Here is a 22,497-nt window from a genome sequence, read left to right as displayed (position 1 = left end):
TAAACAAATCAGTCTCAAGTACTAAGCTTTGGCATCCGCTCTTATTGGCTCTACAACCATCCAGGGCAAAAGCCACCTGCCATAGACCCAGCGAGCATCTCTGGAAACTTCTTGAATGTTTCTAAGGGCTTCAAAGGCATTACCGCTAATCATCACATTTTTGACCCGTCCTCGTATTTCCCCGTCCTCAACGTAAAAACCCAAGTTTACATTGCAAGAAAAGTGCCCAGCAGAAACATTACTCTGACCTAAACCCAGGACACTATCCACAATCAATCCTTTTTCCAGCTCTTCAATAAGGGTCTCCTGGCTCCTTAACCCTCCTTTAATCTTAACACAGGAAAGCTCAGGATAGGGAAGAGTTCGATAGGATTGTCTGAAACCATTCCCAGAAGGTTCAACGCCTTCCAGAAAAGCAGAAAAAAGATCCCAAAAGGCCGATTTGACTTCTCCAGCCACAATCAGTTCCCTCTCCCGGACAGTCATAATCCCTTCATCATCAAAAGGACAGGAACCAAGTGTCCAGGCTTCGTAAGGCACTTCAGCAAGAGATAGAAGTGGAGAAAAAACCAGTTTTCCCAACTTGCCCTTCAGAAAAGAGCGATTAAAGGCAATATTTCTGCCATTCAAAGCGTAAAAAAGAGGATAAAGTAAAACCAGCAAACCCTGGGGAGTGAAAAGAACGGGATAAGCTCCACCTTCAACCCTACATTCCTTCTGCGAAAATTCCAACCTGAAAAGTATCTCGCTGATAAAGTGGTCCAGGTCAATATCACGATTACCCCAAAATCTCTCCACAGAGAATTCCAGGATATCTGATTCTCTGGTCAAATTCACTTCAGCTTCTACCCCAAAAAAGGTTCGTTCGAAAGAAAGCATCTCTTGATGATGGTTCACAAGCTCTTTCTTTTCCGTCCCGGCTTTTACACTGAGATTTAAAACGACTTCCGGATATTCTTCCCTGATGCGGTCGATGACATAAGTTCCTATCTCTATCATCTCGGCAAAATCAATATCAACCACCCGTCGGTCCACAAAGCTATCCCAACCCTTTAAAACGGGATACGAGGGTAGAGTGTACGCTACCTGGTCACCAAACTTGCTGATTGAGCAGGCCTTCTCCAGCATCTCCTCAAAAAGAGAGGGAGAATTAAAGGCCACGAAACCCAGCCTGCCCTCGTTGTTGATAACCCTGAGTCCAAACCCATCAGAGTCCTCGACCTCACACTGCCTTAAAATGCCACCCTCAAAACGAACGGTCTTTGACTTTACCTTGGCACGATAAAGGTCTCCCGCCATACCTTTACTGGCAAGCTTCTCCAATCCAGAAAACATTACTCGCTCCCTCCTACGAGCGTTTCCCTCAACCTGACATGGGGACTGCCGGTGGGAGTAGGCAAACCCATCTGCAAGCCCTTACCACACCCACCCAGCTCATTCCAAACAAAATCATTAGCAATACAGTCAATTTTTTGAAGGGTCTCAAAAAGATTACCACTTAAAACAAAATTTTTAACTATATCGGTAATTTTCCCATTCTCGATTAAAAAACCGTATGCGGGAGAAAAGGTAAAAAGCTCCAGTGCTGTATTGCCACCCAGGTACTCCACGGCGTACACTCCTCTTTTTATATCTCCAAAAAGTTCTTCTTTCGATGTTTTTCCGCTCTCAATGGCTGTGTTAGTCATCCTAACCAGAGGAGCATACATAAACCCTACCGTACGTGCGTTACCGGTTAATTCCTCCTGCATGGAAAAAGCAGTCTCTCGGGAGTGCAATCGGCCCGTCAAAATACCCTCACGAATGAGATAGGTTTTGCGAGTAGGAATTCCCTCGTCATCATAAGGCGAAGACCCTCTCAAACCATCTACGCTCCCATCATCAAAAACTGAAAGCAATGGTGAGGCAACTCTTCGGCCCAGAGTCATTTCCTTTTTAAGTCGCTCGTTATGGTAGAGAAAATCGGCTTCACTAAGATGCCCAAACGCTTCATGAATGAAAACACCCGCTAAGGTAGGATCCAATACTACGTCATATACCCCACCAGGCAAAGGTCTGGCCTCAAGAAGAGATGCCGCGCGAGCAACCACTTCTTTCGCCAGAGCCTCAAGCCCTTTCACCGCTTCTAACCCTGCTCTTCTGGCCACTCCATTGCGATAAAGCTCGATGACATCCCCTTTCCTGCAAACCGCAGTAAAAACCATACTGATATCTGGCTTTTCCAGATGGAGCAGCGTCCCGTCTGAATTTGCCAGATAAATTTCTCGAAATTCGTCTCGATAGTCTACCGAGGAGTTAACCAGAAAACTTGAGACTTCAGGCATCAGTTCAGCATAACATCTGGCAATCTTTACCTTTTCTTCAAAAGGCACACAGCGAAAATCCTCCTCAAGTTGAGCCAGATGCTCATCTTCGAACGCCTCACCCCTGACAACACCCGAGTGAAAAGCAGTCGGGTTTTTAAGAGAAGCGCTATGTAAAGCGCTCCTAATCTTCTCCAGGATGTTTTCCCATCCTGAAAAAGTCTCAAAATACCACCCAAAACCACTCCTAAAAACCCGCACATATCCACCCATTATCTCTTCTTCCTTAAGTGCTTCTATACAACCATTCTGAAGGGTGAGGCGAGTAGAAACTATTTTTTCCAAGCGTACTTCTACATACTCTTCCTTTCCAACCAGCCTTAGAGCCTTTCTTAAGGTCTCTAACATCGGTTATTCAGTTGCTCCTTCCTCTGGCGAAGAACCATTATCAGAAGTGGGAATATTTTCTTCAAAAATAACTATCTCGGAAGATTTTTTAAGTTCCCGAATCAACTCTTCAAAAGCTTCCTGCTGTTTTTTAGGGAGCAAACGCGCGGTAATCTCTTCTTTGACTTCGTCAATTTCCTTCAAGCGAGGAGGCACATGCTCTTCAACCATAAAAATGTGGAAACCATAGTCGGTTTTAATCACGTCACTAAAGTTACCAGGTGCAAGCTCAAAAATCACCTTCTCAATTTCTTCACTTAAGTCTCCTCTCTCTACGTAACCCATATCACCACCATTGGAAGCATCGGGAGATTCGGATCTCTCTCTGGCAACTTCTTCAAAGGGCTTACCAGATCTGAGTTCGTTTAACACTTCTTGCGCCTGTTGTTCGCTTGAGACCATAATATGTTTTGCTTTAACCTTCTCCGGTTCTGTATAAAGTTCAGGATGAGCAGTGTATTCATTTTCTATCTCTTCGTCAGTTACCTTCACTGCATCCACTATTTTCCTCTGGATTAGCTCCTGAATAAGGATTTGTTTCTTAAGGTTTTCAATCTTCTTTGCAACCTCGGGGTCTTCTGCAAGTCCCTCTTTTTGAGCTTCCTGCACCAGAAGTATCTGGCGAATCCACTGCTCCAGCAAATCCTTTAGGCCTCCAGGAAACTGGGCTTTGTACTCTTGAGGCAAGCTATCCCAAATTTCCTTAATTTCGTCCAGGTAAACGGGCTCCCCATTCACCTGAGCAATAATTACCCTTTCTCCTGACGTTTCTTCCTGTGCATAACCGAAAGAAACCAAAATTACCAAACAAAGCAAAAGCAAAGTCCCCATCAGAAACAACTTTGTCAATCTGGATCCCATGTTTATGTCTCCTCTCTTTTGATTGTTTTTCTATCTTCAGATGCATCAAGCATTTCAAAGGAAAAACTTGCAGAATCTACCGAAAGTTCACCTCCTTTTCCCAGCGCTTTCTGTAATCCATCAAGCTTCTCATTCACCTCTCGAATCTCCTCTCTGACCTTCTTGGTTTGCAAAGAAACTTCTTTCACTCGCTCATTAATAATCCAGAAGAGGAGAAGACCATACAGGACAAGTATGCTAAGCAAAAGGCCGAGAATCAATTTTCTACCTCACTCCGTAAACATCTTTAAGAGCATTTTATCAGAAAAAAAGCGAAACAAAAACCTCAACAATCAGAGAAAAGCACTTCCACTCTTTAAAAAATCGACCCCCTTAAAACTTTCAAAACCGAGTCCTATGCCAACAATGCAGTTGCGACAGATAATGGTTCGAGGTGGGATACGTGTTCCTTTCCCAACCAGGTTGACACCCCAATCAAGAAGGTCGGGTCTAAGCATGTTGGGTGTAAAGTCTTCCCCAAAACCAATCTTTGCCTCTTCTCCAACGACAACATTCTTATCTAAAATACTAAGGTTAACCTCACTGCCTCTTTCTATTCGGGTATTATTGAAGACTATAGAATCCACCACCCTTGCTCCCTCCTCTATCACCACTCCTGGAAAAATCACTGAATGAATCACCTCTCCTTTTATCAAAGCCCCCTCGCCAATAATGCTCTCTGTAACTTTCGCTTTCTTGCAAATTTGAGCAGGAGGTGAGATAGGCCGATTGGTATATATCACCCACTCGGGGTCATAAAGGTTAAAACAGGGTACAGGTTCCAAAAGCTGCATGTTTGCTTCCCAATAGGCCTTGACAGTGCCCACATCCCACCAGCATCCTGTGTAAAAAAAAGCCTGTATCTTGGCCTTTCCCAAATTCTCTATTATCACATTTTCTACCAGATCAAATTTGTTTTCCTGATTATTTTTTATCAACTGTTCCACCAAAAACTCGGTTCGAAAGGCATAAATACCCATAAAAGCTACATTGGTCTTCGGTGCCGCCGGTTTTTCCTCAAAGTTCAATATCCAGTTATCATAATCCACTTCAACAATTCCAAAGCGGGGAGCATCTTCTGGTTTAACCTCAGTGACCACAAGTGTAATATCTGCTCCTCTTTCCACGTGATAATTAAAAAGAGGGTTGTAGTTCATCATGTAAACATGGTCTCCAGAAAGAACCAGAAGGTGGGGTACTTTTTTGCGCAGGATAACATTAAGATTTTGAAAGAGCGCATCACCAGTACCACGATACCAGCCACCAACACTTCGACTTAGATAGGGAGCTAAAAATTCAACTCCCCCTCTTTTTCTATCAAGATCCCAGGGTCGTCCTGCCCCAATGTGTTCAATCAAAGATTGTGGCTGGTATTGAGTAAGCACGCCTATATCATAAATTCCAGAGTTCACGCAATTACTCAAGGAAAAATCGATCAACCGATAACATCCACCAAAAGGAACAGCAGCTTTGGCACGTTCTACAGAAAGAACATCCAGACGGTCTCCCTTGCCTCCTGCCAAAATCATGGCATAGCGAAAAGACAAATCGATCAGCTCCTCAAAATCCTATCCTTTGTTTAAGGAATCCAATCCTCTTCCGCCTTCAAGCTCTTGATAAAAAGCACCAGAAGGCGAATTGCATTTTCAACATCCTGCATATCGACAATCTCAGAGGGAGTGTGCATATAGCGGTTTGGAATACTCAAAAGCGCAGTAACCACTCCACTTCTTGTAGTCTGGATAACGTTTGCATCCGTACCAGTAGCTCTGGCCTCTGCCTGAACCTGATAGGGGATGTTATTCTCTTCAGCAACATTTTTCATTCTCATCCACAACTTACTATTGATGTTGGGCCCCCTGGCAAGAACTGGGCCTTTACCAAGACTTATATCGCCAACTTTCTTTTTATCAATGTTTGGGCAATCGGAAGCAAAAGTAACATCTATGGCTATGCCAATTTTGGGATTAATACCAAAAGCACTGGTCTTAGCACCTCTCAACCCCAATTCTTCTTGCACAGTGCTCACTCCATAAACACCAAAGGCCAGGCTTTGTTTTTCCCTTCCCAGCTCCCGTAAAACTTCACAAACCACAAAAACTCCTACTTTGTCATCAATGCCTTTTCCAGTGATTCGTTCACCAGCCAAACAGCGCGAAGCAATATCAAAAGTTATCGGGTCACCTATTTGGACCATACTCCTTGCTTCTTCCCCGTCTTTAGCTCCAATATCAATCCACTGTTCTTCAATACGAGCAACTTTCTGCCGCTCTTTCTCTTCAAGCAAATGAATTGGCTTTTTTCCAATAACACCAGATACCGGCCCTTTCGCAGTGTGAATAACCACCGGCATCCCCTGAGTAATCTGAGGATCGATCCCGCCAACCGTGGAAAAGTACACATATCCCTCTTTATCAATGTAACTAACCATCAAGCCAACTTCATCACAGTGGCCGGCAAGCATAAGCTTATGTTCACAGTCAGGATTAATAACTCCAAAAGCATTGCCATGAACGTCCTTATAAGTCAGGTCAACCGCGTCTTTAACTCGTTCTAAAAAAAGCTGTTGAACCTGCTCCTCAAAACCAGAAGGACTTGGAGTATCAATAAGCATTCTAAAAAATCGGATCCTTTCTTCCTCCACATTTGAGACCTCCTTTGGTCTTCAAAATTAACTTTAATCTAAATCGTTAATTAATTTAAAACATTACCTTAGCCTGGAAGAACCTCTCCAGTTATAGCAAAATCATCAAGCGTTGCAACAGCAAAAATGCATCTTGACCTTCACTCTCCACTTCTATCCTGAGACGATTTTTGCCCATCCTCAGGGATTGAGTAATATAAACTGACTGATAATCCAGGGGAGAAAGAACACCTTCGGGAATGGGACCCGAAAAAACAAGCTGGTCATTTACAAAAATCCGTAAAGAAACCTTTCCCTGAGCTTTGCTCCAGAGACACAAACCAACACCTTGTAAAGGTTGAGCAACCTCAAAAGTGGTCTCCACAAAATCTCTACCAGATACTGCCAACACCGAAACCGGGTTGATACTTGAACCTTCCTTTATGTTGCCCCGATACACAAGGTCTCCAAAGTTAGTCTGGGGCTTACCAGAGCTGAAATCCAGAAAGTAGAAACCTGGCCCAGAATAAGAAATTGTCATTCCTGAAACTATCCCATACGCAAACCCTTCTGAAGGCAAAAACTGCAAAGCTCCGGGAAAAGCAGCTTTCAAAACCACGCTTAGATCTCCTTCTACGACCTGGGGAGCAAACCAGCGGTTGGTTGTTTTCCCGTTCGAATCCGTATAAGTGATTGGCTTTTCCCAGTTTCCTTGGTTAGCTTCCCAGCGAATACTTCTTCCAGAAACTGGCTTACCGCGCAAATCTTGAAGTTCTGCAGTGAAATCGAGATACTCACCAGAAGACAATCTGAAACTACTTGGAGAAAGGTTCAAAACCGTTTTCAAACTTTCAGGAGTCACCCAAACCTGAACCTCGACGCTGGAATAATCGTACAACGTGTCTCCCTCAAAGGTAGCTTTTATAGTAACCGGGGCTTCTTCATAGGTGGAGGGGGCATAGAACAGGTTTTCACTTTCCCCAAAAACATTGGTAACAGTCTGGTAGTTTTCGAGCTTCCCGTCACTCGTTTCCCACTGGATTCTTCTACCTACCAGGGGGTTACCGTTCTGGTCACGAAGCAACACCCGGATTGAAGAACGACCTTTGGAGGGTACTTTCTCAGGGATAGAACTAAAACTCAGAAAAGCAGGTGTTTTTCTATACTCACCCAGAATCTGAACCCTGCAGCGGTTGAGGTAAAAACGAGTAGTAATTAAATCTTTTGCTTTTGAAGGTTTCCGCATTGCCTCAATCAGAATACGATCCGGAACAGGCCGTGCAGAAAGGAGTATGAGAAAGCGTTCCAATCCCACTTCTTCACCAGCTTGCCCCCTCAACATTCTCTGGGAACCGGCAGTAACATATTCGTTATTTTTCAAGAGCTTTGCTCTACCATCGGGTAAATAGTCAAAAATGCTCACATAGCCATTAATCCGAGCTTCATAGTAGAGGACTATTGTTTCACCACGATAGTAACTCCCAAAGTCGCCTTTATCAGGCTGGATATAAACCAGAGGAGAAATTTCCAGAAAGTCCACCTGTTCAACTTCACTTTGAGAAACTACAAATTCAAAAGGTTGGGCAATTGCCAGTGCTGCACACCAGAACACCAGTGCCAAAATCAGAAGCAACAAAAGATATTTTTTCACTTTAACCCCTCCGAATAGCCAGGTTTTTTTAAAACAGTTCCACTCTTAATCAAAAGACTATGAAAGTCATCAACTGCAAGATCAGGACCAATACGACACCCCTTTCCTATAACCGTGCCGGAAGGTATATGGCAGTTCTTGCCCACCACAGTTATGCTCTCGCCCTCCCATGTCTCGTCCTCCTTCCCAAGATACACTTCGCGCTCCACAATCACCTGTTTATCAATAATGACCCGATCCAAAAAACTGTTTTCTCCAATTTTAGAATCATTCATTACGATTGAATCAACTACTCGCGCACCCTCTGCAACATAAACACCACCAAAGATTACCGAATGTTCAACTATCCCGTTAATAACGGAACCACTGCCAATGATGCTGTTTTCTACCACCGCAGTTCTTCCAAGCTTTACCGGAGGCCTGTCCTCTAAAGGAGTATAAATGGGCCAGTCGTCATCCCGCAAATTCAAAGGAGGATCGGCTTGAAGAAGCTCCATATTGGCTTCCCAAAAAGCAGTAAGGGTTCCTACATCTTTCCAGTATTCTTCAAAACGATAGGCAAAGACCCGATTGCGAGTAATCAGCCGAGGTATAACATCTTTGCCAAAATCATAAGAGGTGCCTTCTCTCATTGCTTCCTTTTTTACTTCTTCTTCCAATATATCCCTGCTAAAAACATAAATACCCATACTGGCCAGATTGCTCGCAGGAAAACGGGGTTTTTCTTCAAAACCAATAACTCTTCCCTCTTCATTTACTTCCATAATTCCAAAGCGCGAAGCTTCTTCCCAAGGGACTTCTATGGCAGAAATCGTAACTTCTGCCTCTCTTTCCAGATGAAATTTGATCATTTTGCGATAATCCATTTTATAAATATGATCACCAGAAAGAATCAACACCAGCCCCGGATTGATATCTCTTATGAAACGCAAATTCTGATATATAGCATCAGCAGTACCCCGATACCAGTTGGTTCGCTCGTCGCTTATGTAAGGTTGAAGAATAAAAACTCCTCCCTTGATTCTGTCCAAATCCCAGGCTTTCCCTATTTTTATGTGCTCATGAAGTGAGCGAGGATTATACTGGGTGAGCACTCCCACGTAATAAATACCTGAATTAACACAGTTGCTCAGACAGAAATCAATAATACGGTACTTGCCACCAAAGGGAACAGCAGGCTTGGCTCTTTTCTCAGAAAGCACATCCAACCTTCTCCCCTCACCACCCGCAAGAATCATCGCCAGTGTTTCTATTGAGGGCATCCAATCACCCCTTTAAAAGGCATTTGACAACTAAAGCAATTCTTTTGCCTTGTTTAGAAGATAATGGAATTGATTTAAAAAGTCAGCTTTTTGGGGCGAGGGATTGTCTTCACCAAGCCACCAGAACCAATCACTTCCCTCTGCACGGTAAATAAATCGCAAGGCTTTTTCTTTATCCCGAGCACAAACCTCTTTGCTGGCAAAAAGACTTCTTACCTCAGCCAGTTCCTCCCAAGCGCGGTTTTTCTCTGGATGACCAATCCAGGTGGTGAGCTTCCCATAAATCCAGGACCCGGAAACCAGTTTTTTTAAGCGGGGTAAAGATGTCTGGCGGGAAAGATATTCCTGGGGGGTAACGGTTGCTAAACCTTCTTCAGAGCTCAGCCTTTCATAAAGCAAAGAAAGAAAAGGAAGACCATTTTGCTCATAAAACTCCCAGGCATTTTCTCCATCCAAAATTATGCTTACCACATATTCCCTATCTCCAGGAAGAGCATCTTTTATCCTGTGTAAACGAGATATAAGGTCCTCAACCGCTCGTTGATAGGGCATTTTATGGTACTCAAAACCTATCAAGTCCGAAAGCAACCGATCTCTAAAAAAGATGGCAACTTCCTGGCCCTTTTCTCCTATCAAATAGGGAGTATAAAGTTTCCCCGGGGGTATAGGCACACCTGCTTCATTGCGCCTACATTCTTCGTTCAAAGAGAAAAACAAAATCTCCTCTCCAGTAGCCACCCAACGAATTCCGTTTTGAGAAAAAATAGGGATTATTTTTTCACTCACTGCACCCTCGGAAGGCCACATTCCGCTGGGTTCTCTTCGCCAGAAAAGACGACAAAAATCCACTGCCATACGAACCTGAGCAAAAGCATCTTCTGGATAAGTGAAAGAAACAGCGGGCAAACCAATTTGAGGTGCTGTTTCCAAAGCTAAATTGCTATCGTACAAAAGCGGTAGTATCGGATGGTAAAAAGGAGAAACGCTGATTTCAATCTGATTGCTATCAAGAAGCTCAAAATAAGGCAGGGCGAATTTTCGAGCGTACTCTTCAGTAACTCTTAAAATTACTCCTTTGTCCTCTTCAGTATAGTTGCGACCTTTTTCGTAAAGAATGGAAAGCTGAGGGTATTCTTTACGAATGAAAGGATCAAACCACAAGAGCTGGTAAAGAACCTGTAAATCCAGAAAATCTTGCTCAGAAAAATCTATTCCTTCTTTCGCCTTGTTCCTGAGCTCCACAAAACGGGGCAAATCCTGAGCAACTCTCTCGGAAGCAACCAGGAAAAAGGTTTTTAAAATCGCTTCCTTAACACTTTCATCCAATCTTTGGGCTTCAAACTCCATAAGTTCCAGAACTTGATCTTTTTTGCCTTCGGCATACATGCCTATCTGCTCAAGCAAAACGGGTGAAAAATTAAATGTAACCTTAACCCCTGGAAATTTACTCAACAAGCGAGGCATAAAAAGATAATCTTTCACAAGGTGAGTCCTGACCCAAGGAAAAACAAAATGACCCCGATCTTCATTCCAGTAGAAGGGCTGATGCATATGCCATATGATATTCACCAAAAGCCGCTTGTTATTCATCATTCACCTCATTCAAAACGAACTATCTCAGCTTTTTGAATCATTCCATCAGCAATATCGATCACACCATAAGAAAAATAGGGAGCAAAAACGGTATCGGTTGGACTCCCCGGGTTAAAATAAAGTACGCCTCCTATCATTTTCTTAAGAGGCTGGTGGGTATGCCCAAAGATAATCACATCAAGGGATGCACTTTCGAACACCTTGCCAACCCGTTCCTCTATCCCCCAGGGTGGACCCCAACCATGAATCAGCCCTATCCTTTGCCCAGCCACCTCAAAAACTTCTTCCTTTTTAAGCTTGGCTTTCACATCGGCTCTATCCATATTACCCTGCACAGCAAAAATAGGAGCAAAAGAGCGCAGCTCTTCTACAACCCAGTACTCACAAATATCTCCAGCATGAACAATCAATGAAGCCTCTTTTAAAGCCGAAATCAACTGTGGAGGTAGCTCCTTTGCCCGCTCTGGGATATGCGTATCAGAGATGACTATAATCCTCATGGCTTTCAAAATTGAAGTTTACCCATGCTGAAACAGGTTTTCTGCTGCCTTAACCGTGTTGGCCATGAGCATAGCTATGGTCATAGGCCCTACTCCTCCAGGAACAGGAGTAATGTAAGAAGCAACTTTGCTCACTTCCTCAAAATCAACATCCCCAACCAGGCCCCCGTCAACCCTGTTGATACCTACATCAACTACAACAGCTCCCTCTTTCACCATATTCCCTTTAACCATACGGGGAACACCACAGGCAGCAACCAGGATATCGGCAAGCAAAGTATACTCGTGCAAATTTTTTGTTCTGGTATGACATATAGAGACCGTGGCATTAGCACCTTTTGCTTTCTGGACCAGCATCATGGCCAGGGGTTTTCCCACAATGTTACTTCTTCCAACAATAACCACGTTTTTCCCTTCAAAATCTATCCCATATCTCAAAAGAAGTTCCTGCACACCCCAAGGAGTACAGGGTAAAAACAGAGGGTCACCAATCAGGAGCCTGCCCAGGTTATAAGGGTGAAAACCGTCAACATCCTTGTTGGGAGAAATGCTGTACAAAACTCTACGCTCGTCAATATGAGCAGGAAGAGGAAGCTGAACCAGTATACCATGAACATTTTGATTAGCGTTGAGCTCCTCAATAAGCTTTAAAAGTTCTTCTTCGGTGGTTTCTTTTGGCAAATCGTATCTTAAGGAAACAATGCCCAGCTGGTGACAGGTTTTTTCTTTATTGCGAACGTAAACCTGACTGGCTGGATTATCACCTACCAGAATAACTGCTAAGCCAGGAGTTATCCCTCTTTTGACCAGCTCCTCGACCTTACTCTTAACTTGTTCTTTGATTTCCCGAGCCACTTTCTTGCCATCCAGTATAACCGCACCCAATTTCGTTTACCTCCTAGCTTTTATAGACTTTTCAAGAAAAGCTTCGAGCCTTCCCAAATCAGCATTGACGACCTTCTCCTCCGGAAAACCAATTTCTTTCAGCATAGCCAGTGCAAAGCTAAAATCTCCAACTTCCTCGCAAAAATGAGCATCGCTGGAAAGAATGATGGTGCCTCCTCTCTTCATCACCTCAACAGCAATTAACCGGCAATTTTCCAAACTTCCTTTCCTACTTACCGAAAAAGAACTGTTGTTAATCTCTATTATTTTATCATTGGAAACCGCTTCCTCAACAATCCTTTCGTAATCCAAAGGATAACGAGGGTTACCTGGATGTGCTATTATGTTGACCAAAGGGTTCTTCAACACCCTCAAGAGGGCTTCCGTATTGTCCTCCCGATTGCCCCCCTTAAAAACCTGGGGATGAAAAGCCGCTATCACATAATCGACCTTTCTTAAAACCCTTTCCTCAAGGTCCAGATTACCTTCAAAATCGAGAATATCCACCTCGACTCCAAAAAAGATTTTACAACCGTTCACTTCCCGCGGGAAATGCCCCCTTGCTTCAAAGTAAAGGGGATCTGGTCCCCCCGGCATGCTGGGACCATGATCGGCGATTCCCAAGATTTTTAAACCTTTCCTTTTGGCAACTTGGACATTCTCCAAAACTGTACTGTAAGCATGTCCACTTGCCAGGGTGTGAACATGCAAGTCTCCAACAATATGCATCTATAATCACTCCTTCGTTAGCCGCCCTGAAGATTTTGCCAAAAACTGCGGTGTAAAAAAGACGGATACACTTCTTCCAAAAGGTTAACACCATTTAAGAAACCCAGATAACAGGCAAGACTTTGCAGAAAAGAACCCAGAACTCCAGCGCTAAAGAAGAGCTCTCCTTCTACAGACAAATAAACACAGGGAATACGCTTTTCAGAAAGAAGCTCTTCCAGAGAGTCAAACAGTGCACTCTTAATCCTGCGATAGGTTTTACGATGAAGAGGAGAAAAAGCAGTTTCCCAAAAAACGGAATCCCTAAATTCAGTCGGGAACTTCACCTGCAAGTCGACCCTGGAGTTTTTGTTTCTCCTTTGTATGAAAAACACCAAACATTTGTCATTCCTATCTACCGCTTCCAGAAAGGTTTCGCCAAATTGCTGCACATCACTAACCCGGAGAAAAAGGTCGTATTCCCCCTGGCTAATCCTTTCAAAAACCGACCTAAATCCATTTGCCAGGTTAAAGGAAAAACTATCTTCTGTTACAAAGAATACCTGGTAGCCATTTTTCAGAAAGGAATGAAAGGCTAAAGCACAGAAAATGGCCGCTTCCTTCCCTACTTCCTGCAGCCACCAAAAACCTTCCTCCAAGTCGTGTACACCTGTTTTTAACCCAGCACAGCAAAGAGGAACATACACCAGCTCACTGTAATGCCAAAAAGAACCCTGTTCCAGCCTGACAGGGAAAAAGGGGCAAAACATCGAACGCGCTATTTCTGCAAAGACACCACGTTCTCTACCAACAAAAGCCTTCTTCCACTCATCAAAGAAAAAAACAAGAGGTAGCAAATCGAGTTCGTCGTTTTTTCGCCCCAAAAAAACCAGTAAAATTGGTTCATCACTGAGTTCTTCTCGGATTTGAAATATCAGTTCTTCTTGTGTCTCATCAAACAAGAGAAAGCGTCCCGTAAGGGACGAAGCTTTTAATTCCAAAAGATTCCTGACCCACCCACTCACTTCTCTCCTGGTACAAAAGAAAACGCGATCAAAACCTTCACTAATCACTTTGCAAAAATTAAACAGTGGTTCGAGATTTTCTCTTCTTTCTAAAAGAGAAGTAGGATGAACCCTTTGGAAGGCGATAACATCTGCTTTTTCAACTTTTTTCTTCCAAGGATAAGAATCACTACCCCAGATTGTTACGCTACCCTTTTCAGTGCTTCTTTTGATTAATGGTCTTCCATAAACCATATTTGATGCTGTCGATTAATGCATTCCAGCTTGCCTCAATAATATTGGTCGAAACACCCACTGTACCCCATTCCTTTTCTCCATCTGTGGTTTGGATAAGCACCCGTATCTTAGCAGCAGTACCCTCTTTCTCGCTCAAAACTCGCACTTTATAATCAGTAAGTTTAATTCTCTCGAGGTCAGGGAAGTATGGCTTCAAAGCCTTCCTTAAAGCATTATCGAGAGCATGCACTGGTCCGTCTCCTTCAGCTACAGTATGAGCTACCTCGTTCTCAATATCAATCTTTACAGTAGCTTCAGTAATGGTTTCCCCTTCCTCGCGTTTTTCCACAATAACTCGAAAGCCCTTCAGGCTAAAAAGGTCGATGTTTTCACCAAGGGTATTCCTCAAAAGGATTTCAAATGAAGCATCTGCTCCTTCGTACTGGTAACCATAATTTTCGGCTTCTTTTATTTTCTGAACCAGTTCGAAAAGTCGAGGGTCTCGGGGGTCTATCTCGATGCCCATTTCTTTGGCTCTGTGGACTATGTTGCTTCTTCCCGCCTGCTCTGAAACCAGAATTTTGCGACGATTGCCAACGCTCTCCGGAGGAACATGTTCATAGGTTCTCGGGTTCCGTAGCATTGCACTGGCGTGAATACCACCTTTATGGGCGAAAGCACTCCTGCCGACATAAGGATCGTAATCATTGGGTCTCAAATTCGCTATTTCATAAACAAAGTGAGCAACCTCAGTTAATTTTTTTAAGTCCTCTTCATTCAGAGGGCAATAACCCATTTTCAACTGCAAATTAGGCAATACTGAACACAGGTTAGCGTTGCCACAGCGCTCTCCCAAACCGTTAATAGTGCCCTGAACATGAGACACCCCTTTTCTCACTGCAACCAAGGTATTTGCAACCGCCACCCCACTATCATTGTGGGCATGAATTCCCAGAACAACATCTCGAGAACCATTAAAGTAATCCCATACCCTATCGATAATTTCCTCCACTTCAAAAGGAAGAGTACCCCCATTAGTGTCACAAAGAACTAATACTCGAGCACCAGCTTCCCAAGCTACTTTTAAAGTCTTAAGCGCATAATCCGGGTCATCTTTGAATCCATCAAAAAAGTGCTCAGCATCGTAAAGCACTTCAACACCTTTGCCTGCAAGATAGCTTACTGTATCATCTATCATCCTGAGATTTTCTTCGAGCGTGGTTTTCAGTGCCTCCTGTACATGCAACGTCCAGGACTTACCAAAGATAGCAACTGCTGGCGTCTCAGCTTCAAGAAGCAATCTCACATTTCTATCTTCTTCAACTTTCACATCGGCCCGCCGAGTGCTTCCAAAAGCACTTACTTTTGCCCTCTTGAAAGAAAGCTTTTTGACTTCCCTAAAAAAAGAAGCATCTTTAGGGTTAGAACCAGGCCATCCACCCTCGATATAATGAATGCCAAGTTCATCAAGCTTTTTCGCTATTTGAAGCTTATCGTAAACCGAAAAGTTAATTCCCTCACCCTGCGAACCATCCCTCAGGGTAGTGTCATAAACTTCGATCCTCTGCACAAGGCACCACCTTCCAGAAGTAAATCTTTGAACTCCAGGAGATTTTCTACCACCAGATCAGGCTTGCATTCTGCATTTTTTAAGTCCTCCCTGGTGGTCACCCCTGTCAACACCAGAACCGAAAAAAGGTCAAACCTTTTGCCCAGAACAATATCGGTATCCAGGCGATCACCAATAAGCACTGTTTCTTCTTTCTTGAATCCAGTAACACTGAGCACAAAATCCATTATAAGTGGAGAGGGCTTTCCCACTATCAACGCTTCTTGCCCAGAGCAGGTCTCAATAGCAGCAACCATAGCACCACAACCTGGAAGAAGACCCTTATCAGTAGGATACGTAGGATCGGGATTGGTTCCTATCAGGCGAGCGCCTTTGGTTAAAAAACGCAGGGCAGAACTCATCTTTGAGAAACTGAATTTTCGGTCCATTCCTACCACGACAAAGTCTACCCTATCCCTGGTGTTACCAGCAACCACTCTCAAGCCACAGCGTTTTATTTCTTCACGAAGGCCTTCTTCTCCTATTATATAAACTCTGCTCTGAGGAAAATTTTGCTCCAGATACTTTGCGGTAACAAAAGCCGAACTGAAAACCTCTTTTGGGGAAGCATTGACACCCATTTTCTGGAGTTTTTCAGCATACTTTTCTCTGGTCAAAAAGGTGTTGTTAGAAAGAAAAATTACCCTATAGCCTTCCTCCTTAAGAAAATTAACAAAGCTAATGTTTTCGGTGAGGGGTCTATCAAGAAGATACAGAACACCATCAAGGTCAAAGATAAAATTCTTCAACTTATAAAGCGAATCCATAACCGCTAAATCCTCCAACTAAAATGAAATCCAGGTCAAAGTATTATAATACATTATTCCAGCTTTGTGGCAAAAAGAAGAGATAAATTCAGAAGTTAAAAAGCAGGTATTAATGCTCCAAAAGCCACCTACCTGTGGCTTCATCAGTCACCAATGTGGTTATCCACTGTCCCCTCAGGGCACCAAGAATGGCTTCTTTTTTTTCCTTACCACCAGCAATAGCTATAACTTTTCTGTTTCCCTCCTTTAATCGTTCAAGTCTCACTGAAATCCTCCTTGCATTGAAAGAGACATCAAGCAAACATCCTCTGATATCAAAGAAGTTACCACATATTCCTCCCACTGCTCCCTTCTCAGTGAGCTCCCTAATCTCTTCCTCCTCCAGGTCTCCCGTCTCTATAAGAAGGCTGGTCTCACTTCGTATTCCTCCTATACCCACCAGCGCAACATCTACTTCTTCTGCCATTCTGAGAGTTTCTCGCACTCCTACTTCTTTCAAAAAGGCCTCCCTTATCGCACTATTTCCTGCAAAAGCAGGGGCAAAAAGATAAATAGCCTCTCCACCCAACTTGTCAGCAAGGCTTTTCAAAAGCTCGATGGCCAGGGTCTTCCACTTTACCCCCCCGTATGCTCCCATCATTTGGACCACTTTCACCCCTGGAAGCTCCAACCTCGGCAAATAACGGATGACTTCATAAAGAGTCCTTCCATAAGCTACTCCAACGCTAATATAAGGTACCAGTTTCCCTTTTATATAATCAGCCCCAGCTTGGGCAATTGCTTTAACAACATTTTCGGGAACTTCGCTATAAACCCTGGCCACCACCACATCTTCGAGAGAATATTTTTCCTTAATCTTCTGAGCCAGTGCCTGATCGGCTTCCGCCGGTCTCCTTATCTTTATCTCGACCAAGCCCAGTTCTCGGGCTTTTTTGATCAAACGAAAAGCTTTTTGGCGAGATACCCCCAAAATCTTGGCTATTTCGCCCTGGTTAAGGCCTGAGATATAATACAGTTCAGCAGCCTTAACCATTGTTTCCAGCTCATCAAACCGGGCTTTTCTTTTCAAATGATCCCTACCTCGCTTGTTAAAAATATGATGAACAATCAGGTTAAAGAACCTTCTGGATAGCTTCCTGCAAGTTATTTGCCTCCTCTTTTGACAAGGGCAGAAGAGGACGACGAGGATAAAGGCCCTCAAACCCAAACTTATCCATAGCAGCCTTCACACCAGCTACACCAAAACTCCCTGAAACCAGACTATTTAACTTCATAATCTTACGATGCAGGCTAATCCCCGCTTCAAGATCCTTCTTAACGGCAAGTTCGTAAAGCTGACAGCACAAATCTGGAAACACGTTGGCCAGTGATAAAACCCCTCCCACACCACCAAGTATTACAGCCGGGAAGAAAAAGCTGGCCGAACCAGCTAAAACCCAGAAATCCTTACCCTGGGTAGACAAAAGGTAAGAATCGTAATTCCCCTTGGAAGTGTCCTTTATTCCAAAAATATTAGGATGTTCACTTACCTTAGCGATAACCTTCGTGGAAAGGCACAGACCATTGGCCACTGAGGGGTTGTTATAAAGGAGAACCGGCTTGTCGATCGCTTCTGCAACTTCGGTAAAATAGCCAACCAACGTTTCATCTGTCATGCGCTTAGCAAAGAAAGAAGGAGGCATGAGACTTATAAAGTCAACATCCAAATTGCATAGCTCTTTGGCTAACTTTACACTTTCAAAAGTCGACTCACAGCTTGCCCCAGCAATCACTATTTTACCTTTGCCTGAGGTCTCCTTTTTTACAAGCTCTACAATTTTTAGTTTCTCTTCAAAGGTTAGACTTCTAAACTCACCATTGGTACCCAGAACAAAATATCCCCTTAATGGAGTTTCATTAAGCTTGGCAATGTTTCTCTGTAAAGCATCAAAGACGATTTCCCCTTTCTCATCGAAAGGAGTTACTATAGGGGCAAAAACCCCCGAAAGCTTATTTTTGATTTCCAAAGACAATTCAATCACTCCCTTTCAAAGCAGCAATCAGATTTTCCACTGCTTTAACAGCAACCCGCCGGGTACACTCCTTGGTAAGACCAGCAACATGAGGCGTCAAAACCACATTCTCAAGCTTCAGAAGGGGATTATCCAGTGATGGTGGTTCTTCTTCAAAAACATCTATTGCAGCACCAGCAATCCATCCTTCTTTCAGGGCTCTGTAAAGAGCTTTCTCATCCACAATAGCACCGCGAGCTACGTTAATCAAAAAAGCATGAGGCTGCATACAACGCAGTTCTCTTTCCCCAATCATCTTTCTTGTCTCTTCAGTAAGGGGAAGATGTAGAGAAACAAAATCGCTTCCCTTAAGTAGTTCTTCGAGCACGCAAACCTTCTTAGCCCCACTCTCACTTTTTTCCACGAAAGGATCGTAAAAAAGAACTTGCATCCCAAGCGAAAGAGCCAACTCAGCAACTTTTTTCCCTATAGCACCAAATCCTACAAGGCCAATTGTTTTTCCGGCAACCTCAATTGGCTTACCAAGATAACGAGACTTCCAGTTTCCTCTTCTAATTTCCCTGTCAAACCAATTTATACCCTTAGCAAGGGTGAAAAGCAATGCTACGGCATGTTCAGCTACTGACAACGCATTTTCTCCTTCAACGTTAAGTACCTTAATGCCTTTCTTGCAAGCATAATCAACGTCGATATTATCCAGCCCTACTCCAACCCTGGAAATAGCCTTTAATCTCTGTGCTCTATCCAGAAGCGTTGCGTCCACCTGGAAAGCACTTCTCACAATAACCCCATCAACGTCTTCTATCAGCCTTCTTGCTTCCGCAGGATCTTTAAAGGGACCTACTACTTCTATGTCAGGGTTATTCAATAACAAATCCATGGCCTCTGGGTCTATTTGTTGAGGCAGAAGAATCTTCCATTTTGGCATATTAAACGGCGCTCCTTCCTCTACTTTTGAAACGAATTTAACATCTTAAATATATCCTTCAGAGCTTTGTAAGTGGAACGATACACCTCGAAAAACTTTGCATATTCCTCAATCATTTCTTCATCAGGGTCGGTTTCAGTTTTCACCTTGATACAACGAACAGCATCGCTTACCGATTGCCAGATGCCAGCACCTACTCCAGCTATAATAGCTGCACCATAGCTTCCCCCCTCTTCACCAGACTCCACAGTTACCACCCGAGAACCAAAAATGGTAGCGTGAAGCTTGCGGAAAAGGGGACTTCTAGCCCCACCACCTGCAAGCCTAATCTGACTGACTTTAAGTCCCAAAGGCTCCATAGAAACCAGAACATCTTTAAGGCTATAAACGATGCCCTCGAAAACGCTTCTTAAAAAATCATTGCGGGAGCTGTGGAGACCAAAACCTACCAGGGCGCCCCGCGCAAAAGGATCGTTATGAGGACACCGCTCTCCAATAAGATAAGGCAAAAACACAAGTCCTCTACCAAAAGGAGACGCCAAAGCTGCCTCCTCACCTAAAAGCTCGTAACTCGACCTACCAAGCCACCTGGCGACACCATCTTCTGACCAAGCAAAGGTGTCCCTAAACCATCTCAGAGAACCACCCGCTGCAAGGGTGGTTCCATAAGCAATCCAGCTTTCTGGCATAGCATTACAAAAGAATTGAATGGTCTCTCCGGGATTTTTGCGAAATTCATTAAAGCTTGCCGCCACTATTCCCGCAGTACCCAGAGTAATTGCCAGGACTGAGGGGTCCACTGCACCCATACCCACCGTCTGCACTACTGCATCTCCTCCACCCCCAAAAACTGGGACGCCAGGATTAATTCCCAGTTCTTTGGCTACAGACTCAGCAACTACTCCAGTTTTCTCGTGCGATTCCACCGAAAGAGGAAACAGTGAAAAAGGTAACCCCAAAAGCTTAATAAGCTCTGTAGCCCACTTCCTTTCTTTTACGTCAAAGAGACCAGTTCCTGAAGCATCAGTTACATCAGTAGCCAGCTCTCCGGTTAGCATGAACCTTATAAAATCCTTCGGACACAAAAACTTATCAGCTTTTTCAAATATCTGAGGCTCGTTTTCTCTAACCCACAAAAGTTTTCCCCCAGTATATCCGGGAAGCATTATATTGTTGGTTATCTCCATGAATTTTTCTTTCCCACCAACCAGGCTGTGAATCTGGTCGCAAAAGGGAGCGCTCCTCTGGTCATTCCAGAGAATACAAGGCCGCAAAACTTTCCCTTGAGCATCCAGGAGCACCAGACCATGCATCTGGCCAGTAAGGCCAATACCCTCTATGGAAAAATCATGCTCTTTTACTTTTGCGGCAACTTCTCGAAAAGTACTCTTTACCGCATTCCACCAATCGAGAGGATCTTGTTCTGACCAGCCTGGAAAAGGTGTATACACTGGGTACTCAGCTGAACTACTAGCAACTACTTCCCCATGCTCATCGATAGCCAGAGTTTTGCAACTTGAAGTCCCTATATCTATACCCACAACACAGGGTTTTTTCGACAAATTCATCGCCCTCCATAACTTCATTTCTCTGCGCAGAGAAATGAAAGTCCTTTACTTATAGGTTACTTTAATATGCTTAACCTCCAGATACGACTCTATTCCACCCGGGCCAAGGTCAGTGCCAAAACCGCTTTCCTTCCAACCGGTGTAAGGAGCATAAATTGTGGCCACATCAACATTATTTAACCCGATGTTTCCGCACTCAAGACCTAAACAAACCTTGCGAGCAATATTAATGTTTGAAGTATACACATAAGCAGCAAGACCGTATCTCGTGGAATTAGCCCAATCAATTACTTCATCAAGGCTATCGAAAGGCATCACTCCAACTGCTGGACCAAAAGTTTCTTCTTTCATGATTAGCATTTCATGTGTGGTATCAGCTAAGATAGTAGGTTCAAAGAAATAACCTTTCTTAAAAGCTTCTCCTTCGGGCTTTTTGCCTCCGTAAAGCAACCTGGCTCCTTTTTTTATCGCATCCTCTACGTGTTCTTTAACTTTTTCCAGAGTGCTCAAACTTACCATTGGACCCAGGTCCACATCCGGATCGGTCAAGCCGTTCCCAATTCGCAACTTTCTGGTTCCTTCGACAAAAGCTTCTAAAAACCTGTCATAAACGGAACGCTGCACGTAAATCCGATTGATAGCGTTGCACACCTGTCCCATATTACGGAAAGATCTCCGTACTGCACCCTTGACTGCTTCATCAAAATCCGCATCTTCGAACACAATAAGCGGTGACTGACCTCCTAATTCCAGAGTTACCCTTTTTACCCCTTCCGCACAGTAACTCATAACCTGCTTTCCTGCTTCAGTAGAACCTGTAAAACTCACCTTTTTTACCAAAGGGTGCAAAACCAGTGCTTTGCCAATCACTGAGCCAGAACCTGTAATTCCATTGACTACACCTTCAGGAAGCCCCGCTTCAACGAAGCACTCCAAAAACATCAACGGTGAAATTGGCGTTTCCGAAGGAGGTTTGGCCACCACCGTGCACCCTGCGGCCAGAGCCGCACCAACTTTCCAGGAAAGGAGCTGCACCGGATAGTTCCAGGGAGAAATAGCTGCAACTACACCTGCTGGTTGCTTAATAACCAGGCTTTCAACGTTACCTTTATTTAAGGGGATAATTTCTCCAAATACTCTTTTCGCACCCTCTGCAAAATATCTGATTACCTCTGCAGAACCTTTAACCTCGCTTATACCCTCCTTTAAGGGTTTACCTTCTTCAGCAGTAAGCACCCGTCCAATTTCTTCAGCTTTCTGTTCAATTATATCCGCAGCTTTATGCATGTAACGTGCTCTATCAAAGGGAGTAAGTTTAGACCAGGTTTGAAAAGCTCTATGAGCAGACTTTACAGCTTCCTCTACCTGTTCTTTGGTAGCCCTGGGAACTTCCCCCATTTTCTCTTCAGTAGCTGGGTTGATAACCTCAAGGTATTCCCCGTTAATCGAATCCACGAATTGATTATTAATTATCATCAGTTTTCGAATCATAAAGGCTTA

At 43.8% G+C, this 22,497-nt stretch carries 20 protein-coding genes; all 20 read right to left on the bottom strand.

All coding sequences use genetic code 11. The features are described 5' to 3' along the window. Nucleotides 1-21: 21 nt before the first annotated feature. The 20 genes from QBE54_RS03995 to QBE54_RS03900 all read right to left on the bottom strand — a co-directional run bounded on the left by QBE54_RS03995 (nt 22) and on the right by QBE54_RS03900 (nt 22,488). Nucleotides 22-1,335 (bottom strand): TldD/PmbA family protein, encoded by a 1,314-nt coding sequence (locus QBE54_RS03995; protein WP_369019061.1) that lies wholly within the window; start codon nt 1,333-1,335, stop codon nt 22-24. After that, entirely contained in the window at nt 1,335-2,711 is a 1,377-nt protein-coding gene (locus QBE54_RS03990) for a TldD/PmbA family protein (protein WP_369019060.1), read from the bottom strand. The genes QBE54_RS03995 and QBE54_RS03990 overlap by 1 nt, the downstream gene beginning before the upstream one ends. 3 nt (nt 2,712-2,714) lie before the next feature. After that, nucleotides 2,715-3,611: a peptidylprolyl isomerase gene (locus QBE54_RS03985; RefSeq protein ID WP_369019059.1), complete on the bottom strand. Its 897-nt coding sequence runs from the start codon at nt 3,609-3,611 to the stop codon at nt 2,715-2,717. Nucleotides 3,612-3,613: 2 nt separating this feature from the next. Continuing rightward, on the bottom strand, nt 3,614-3,856 hold the full coding sequence (locus QBE54_RS03980; RefSeq protein WP_369019058.1) for a hypothetical protein: 243 nt from the start codon (nt 3,854-3,856) through the stop codon (nt 3,614-3,616). Between the two features lie 87 nt (nt 3,857-3,943). Further along, nucleotides 3,944-5,197 (bottom strand): glucose-1-phosphate adenylyltransferase subunit GlgD, encoded by a 1,254-nt coding sequence (gene glgD / locus QBE54_RS03975; RefSeq protein ID WP_369019057.1) that lies wholly within the window; start codon nt 5,195-5,197, stop codon nt 3,944-3,946. A 32-nt stretch (nt 5,198-5,229) separates the two neighbouring features. After that, entirely contained in the window at nt 5,230-6,294 is a 1,065-nt protein-coding gene (locus tag QBE54_RS03970; RefSeq protein WP_369019056.1) for a M42 family metallopeptidase, read from the bottom strand. Between the two features lie 91 nt (nt 6,295-6,385). Continuing rightward, the gene (locus QBE54_RS03965) at nt 6,386-7,924 is read right to left on the bottom strand and encodes a hypothetical protein (RefSeq protein ID WP_369019055.1); all 1,539 of its coding nucleotides are present in this window, start codon (nt 7,922-7,924) and stop codon (nt 6,386-6,388) included. Continuing rightward, nucleotides 7,921-9,186 carry a glucose-1-phosphate adenylyltransferase gene (locus QBE54_RS03960; protein WP_369019054.1) on the bottom strand — a complete coding sequence of 422 codons (1,266 nt, stop codon included), beginning with the start codon at nt 9,184-9,186 and terminating at the stop codon, nt 7,921-7,923. Before QBE54_RS03960 ends, QBE54_RS03965 begins: the two co-directional genes overlap by 4 nt. A gap of 30 nt (nt 9,187-9,216) precedes the next feature. Beyond that, nucleotides 9,217-10,776: a glycoside hydrolase family 57 protein gene (locus tag QBE54_RS03955; RefSeq protein ID WP_369019053.1), complete on the bottom strand. Its 1,560-nt coding sequence runs from the start codon at nt 10,774-10,776 to the stop codon at nt 9,217-9,219. Between the two features lie 8 nt (nt 10,777-10,784). Then, entirely contained in the window at nt 10,785-11,279 is a 495-nt protein-coding gene (locus QBE54_RS03950; protein WP_369019052.1) for a metallophosphoesterase family protein, read from the bottom strand. Nucleotides 11,280-11,297: 18 nt separating this feature from the next. Continuing rightward, nucleotides 11,298-12,164, bottom strand: a complete 867-nt coding sequence (gene folD, locus QBE54_RS03945) for a bifunctional methylenetetrahydrofolate dehydrogenase/methenyltetrahydrofolate cyclohydrolase FolD (protein ID WP_369019051.1) — start codon at nt 12,162-12,164, stop codon at nt 11,298-11,300. A gap of 6 nt (nt 12,165-12,170) precedes the next feature. Further along, nucleotides 12,171-12,893, bottom strand: coding sequence for a phosphatase (locus QBE54_RS03940; RefSeq protein WP_369019050.1), 723 nt, complete (start codon nt 12,891-12,893; stop codon nt 12,171-12,173). A gap of 17 nt (nt 12,894-12,910) precedes the next feature. Further along, nucleotides 12,911-13,897, bottom strand: a complete 987-nt coding sequence (locus QBE54_RS03935; RefSeq protein ID WP_369019049.1) for a hypothetical protein — start codon at nt 13,895-13,897, stop codon at nt 12,911-12,913. Between the two features lie 196 nt (nt 13,898-14,093). Further along, a complete protein-coding gene (gene cimA / locus QBE54_RS03930; RefSeq protein ID WP_369019048.1) occupies nt 14,094-15,683 on the bottom strand; it encodes a citramalate synthase in 1,590 nt (529 codons plus the stop codon). Continuing rightward, nucleotides 15,650-16,489, bottom strand: a complete 840-nt coding sequence (locus QBE54_RS03925) for an HAD-IIA family hydrolase (protein ID WP_369019047.1) — start codon at nt 16,487-16,489, stop codon at nt 15,650-15,652. Before QBE54_RS03925 ends, cimA begins: the two co-directional genes overlap by 34 nt. A gap of 109 nt (nt 16,490-16,598) precedes the next feature. Continuing rightward, nucleotides 16,599-17,558: a sugar-binding transcriptional regulator gene (locus QBE54_RS03920; protein WP_369019046.1), complete on the bottom strand. Its 960-nt coding sequence runs from the start codon at nt 17,556-17,558 to the stop codon at nt 16,599-16,601. A 43-nt stretch (nt 17,559-17,601) separates the two neighbouring features. After that, on the bottom strand, nt 17,602-18,501 hold the full coding sequence (locus QBE54_RS03915; protein ID WP_369019045.1) for a dihydrodipicolinate synthase family protein: 900 nt from the start codon (nt 18,499-18,501) through the stop codon (nt 17,602-17,604). A 1-nt stretch (nt 18,502) separates the two neighbouring features. Beyond that, on the bottom strand, nt 18,503-19,429 hold the full coding sequence (locus QBE54_RS03910) for a hydroxyacid dehydrogenase (RefSeq protein WP_369019044.1): 927 nt from the start codon (nt 19,427-19,429) through the stop codon (nt 18,503-18,505). 20 nt (nt 19,430-19,449) lie between these two features. Further along, on the bottom strand, nt 19,450-20,991 hold the full coding sequence (gene xylB / locus QBE54_RS03905) for a xylulokinase (RefSeq protein WP_369019043.1): 1,542 nt from the start codon (nt 20,989-20,991) through the stop codon (nt 19,450-19,452). A gap of 51 nt (nt 20,992-21,042) precedes the next feature. Beyond that, nucleotides 21,043-22,488: an aldehyde dehydrogenase gene (locus QBE54_RS03900; RefSeq protein ID WP_369019042.1), complete on the bottom strand. Its 1,446-nt coding sequence runs from the start codon at nt 22,486-22,488 to the stop codon at nt 21,043-21,045. Nucleotides 22,489-22,497: the final 9 nt, after the last annotated feature.

The sequence above is a fragment of the Thermatribacter velox genome, from assembly GCF_038396615.1.
In the GTDB taxonomy this organism is placed as follows: domain Bacteria; phylum Atribacterota; class Atribacteria; order Atribacterales; family Thermatribacteraceae; genus Thermatribacter; species Thermatribacter velox.
This window is presented reverse-complemented; position numbering and strand designations above follow the sequence as displayed.

Bases quoted from the DNA above. Each gene is read 5' to 3' on its own strand.
- QBE54_RS03985 (WP_369019059.1), bottom strand. From the start codon at position 3,611: ATGGGATCCAGATTGACAAAGTTGTTTCTGATGGGGACTTTGCTTTTG.
- QBE54_RS03960 (WP_369019054.1), bottom strand. From the start codon at position 9,186: ATGCCCTCAATAGAAACACTGGCGATGATTCTTGCGGGTGGTGAGGGG.
- QBE54_RS03925 (WP_369019047.1), bottom strand. From the start codon at position 16,489: ATGGATTCGCTTTATAAGTTGAAGAATTTTATCTTTGACCTTGATGGT.
- QBE54_RS03900 (WP_369019042.1), bottom strand. From the start codon at position 22,488: ATGATTCGAAAACTGATGATAATTAATAATCAATTCGTGGATTCGATT.
- QBE54_RS03955 (WP_369019053.1), bottom strand. From the start codon at position 10,776: ATGAATAACAAGCGGCTTTTGGTGAATATCATATGGCATATGCATCAG.
- QBE54_RS03910 (WP_369019044.1), bottom strand. From the start codon at position 19,429: ATGCCAAAATGGAAGATTCTTCTGCCTCAACAAATAGACCCAGAGGCC.
- QBE54_RS03950 (WP_369019052.1), bottom strand. From the start codon at position 11,279: ATGAGGATTATAGTCATCTCTGATACGCATATCCCAGAGCGGGCAAAG.
- QBE54_RS03995 (WP_369019061.1), bottom strand. From the start codon at position 1,335: ATGTTTTCTGGATTGGAGAAGCTTGCCAGTAAAGGTATGGCGGGAGAC.
- QBE54_RS03990 (WP_369019060.1), bottom strand. From the start codon at position 2,711: ATGTTAGAGACCTTAAGAAAGGCTCTAAGGCTGGTTGGAAAGGAAGAG.
- QBE54_RS03940 (WP_369019050.1), bottom strand. From the start codon at position 12,893: ATGCATATTGTTGGAGACTTGCATGTTCACACCCTGGCAAGTGGACAT.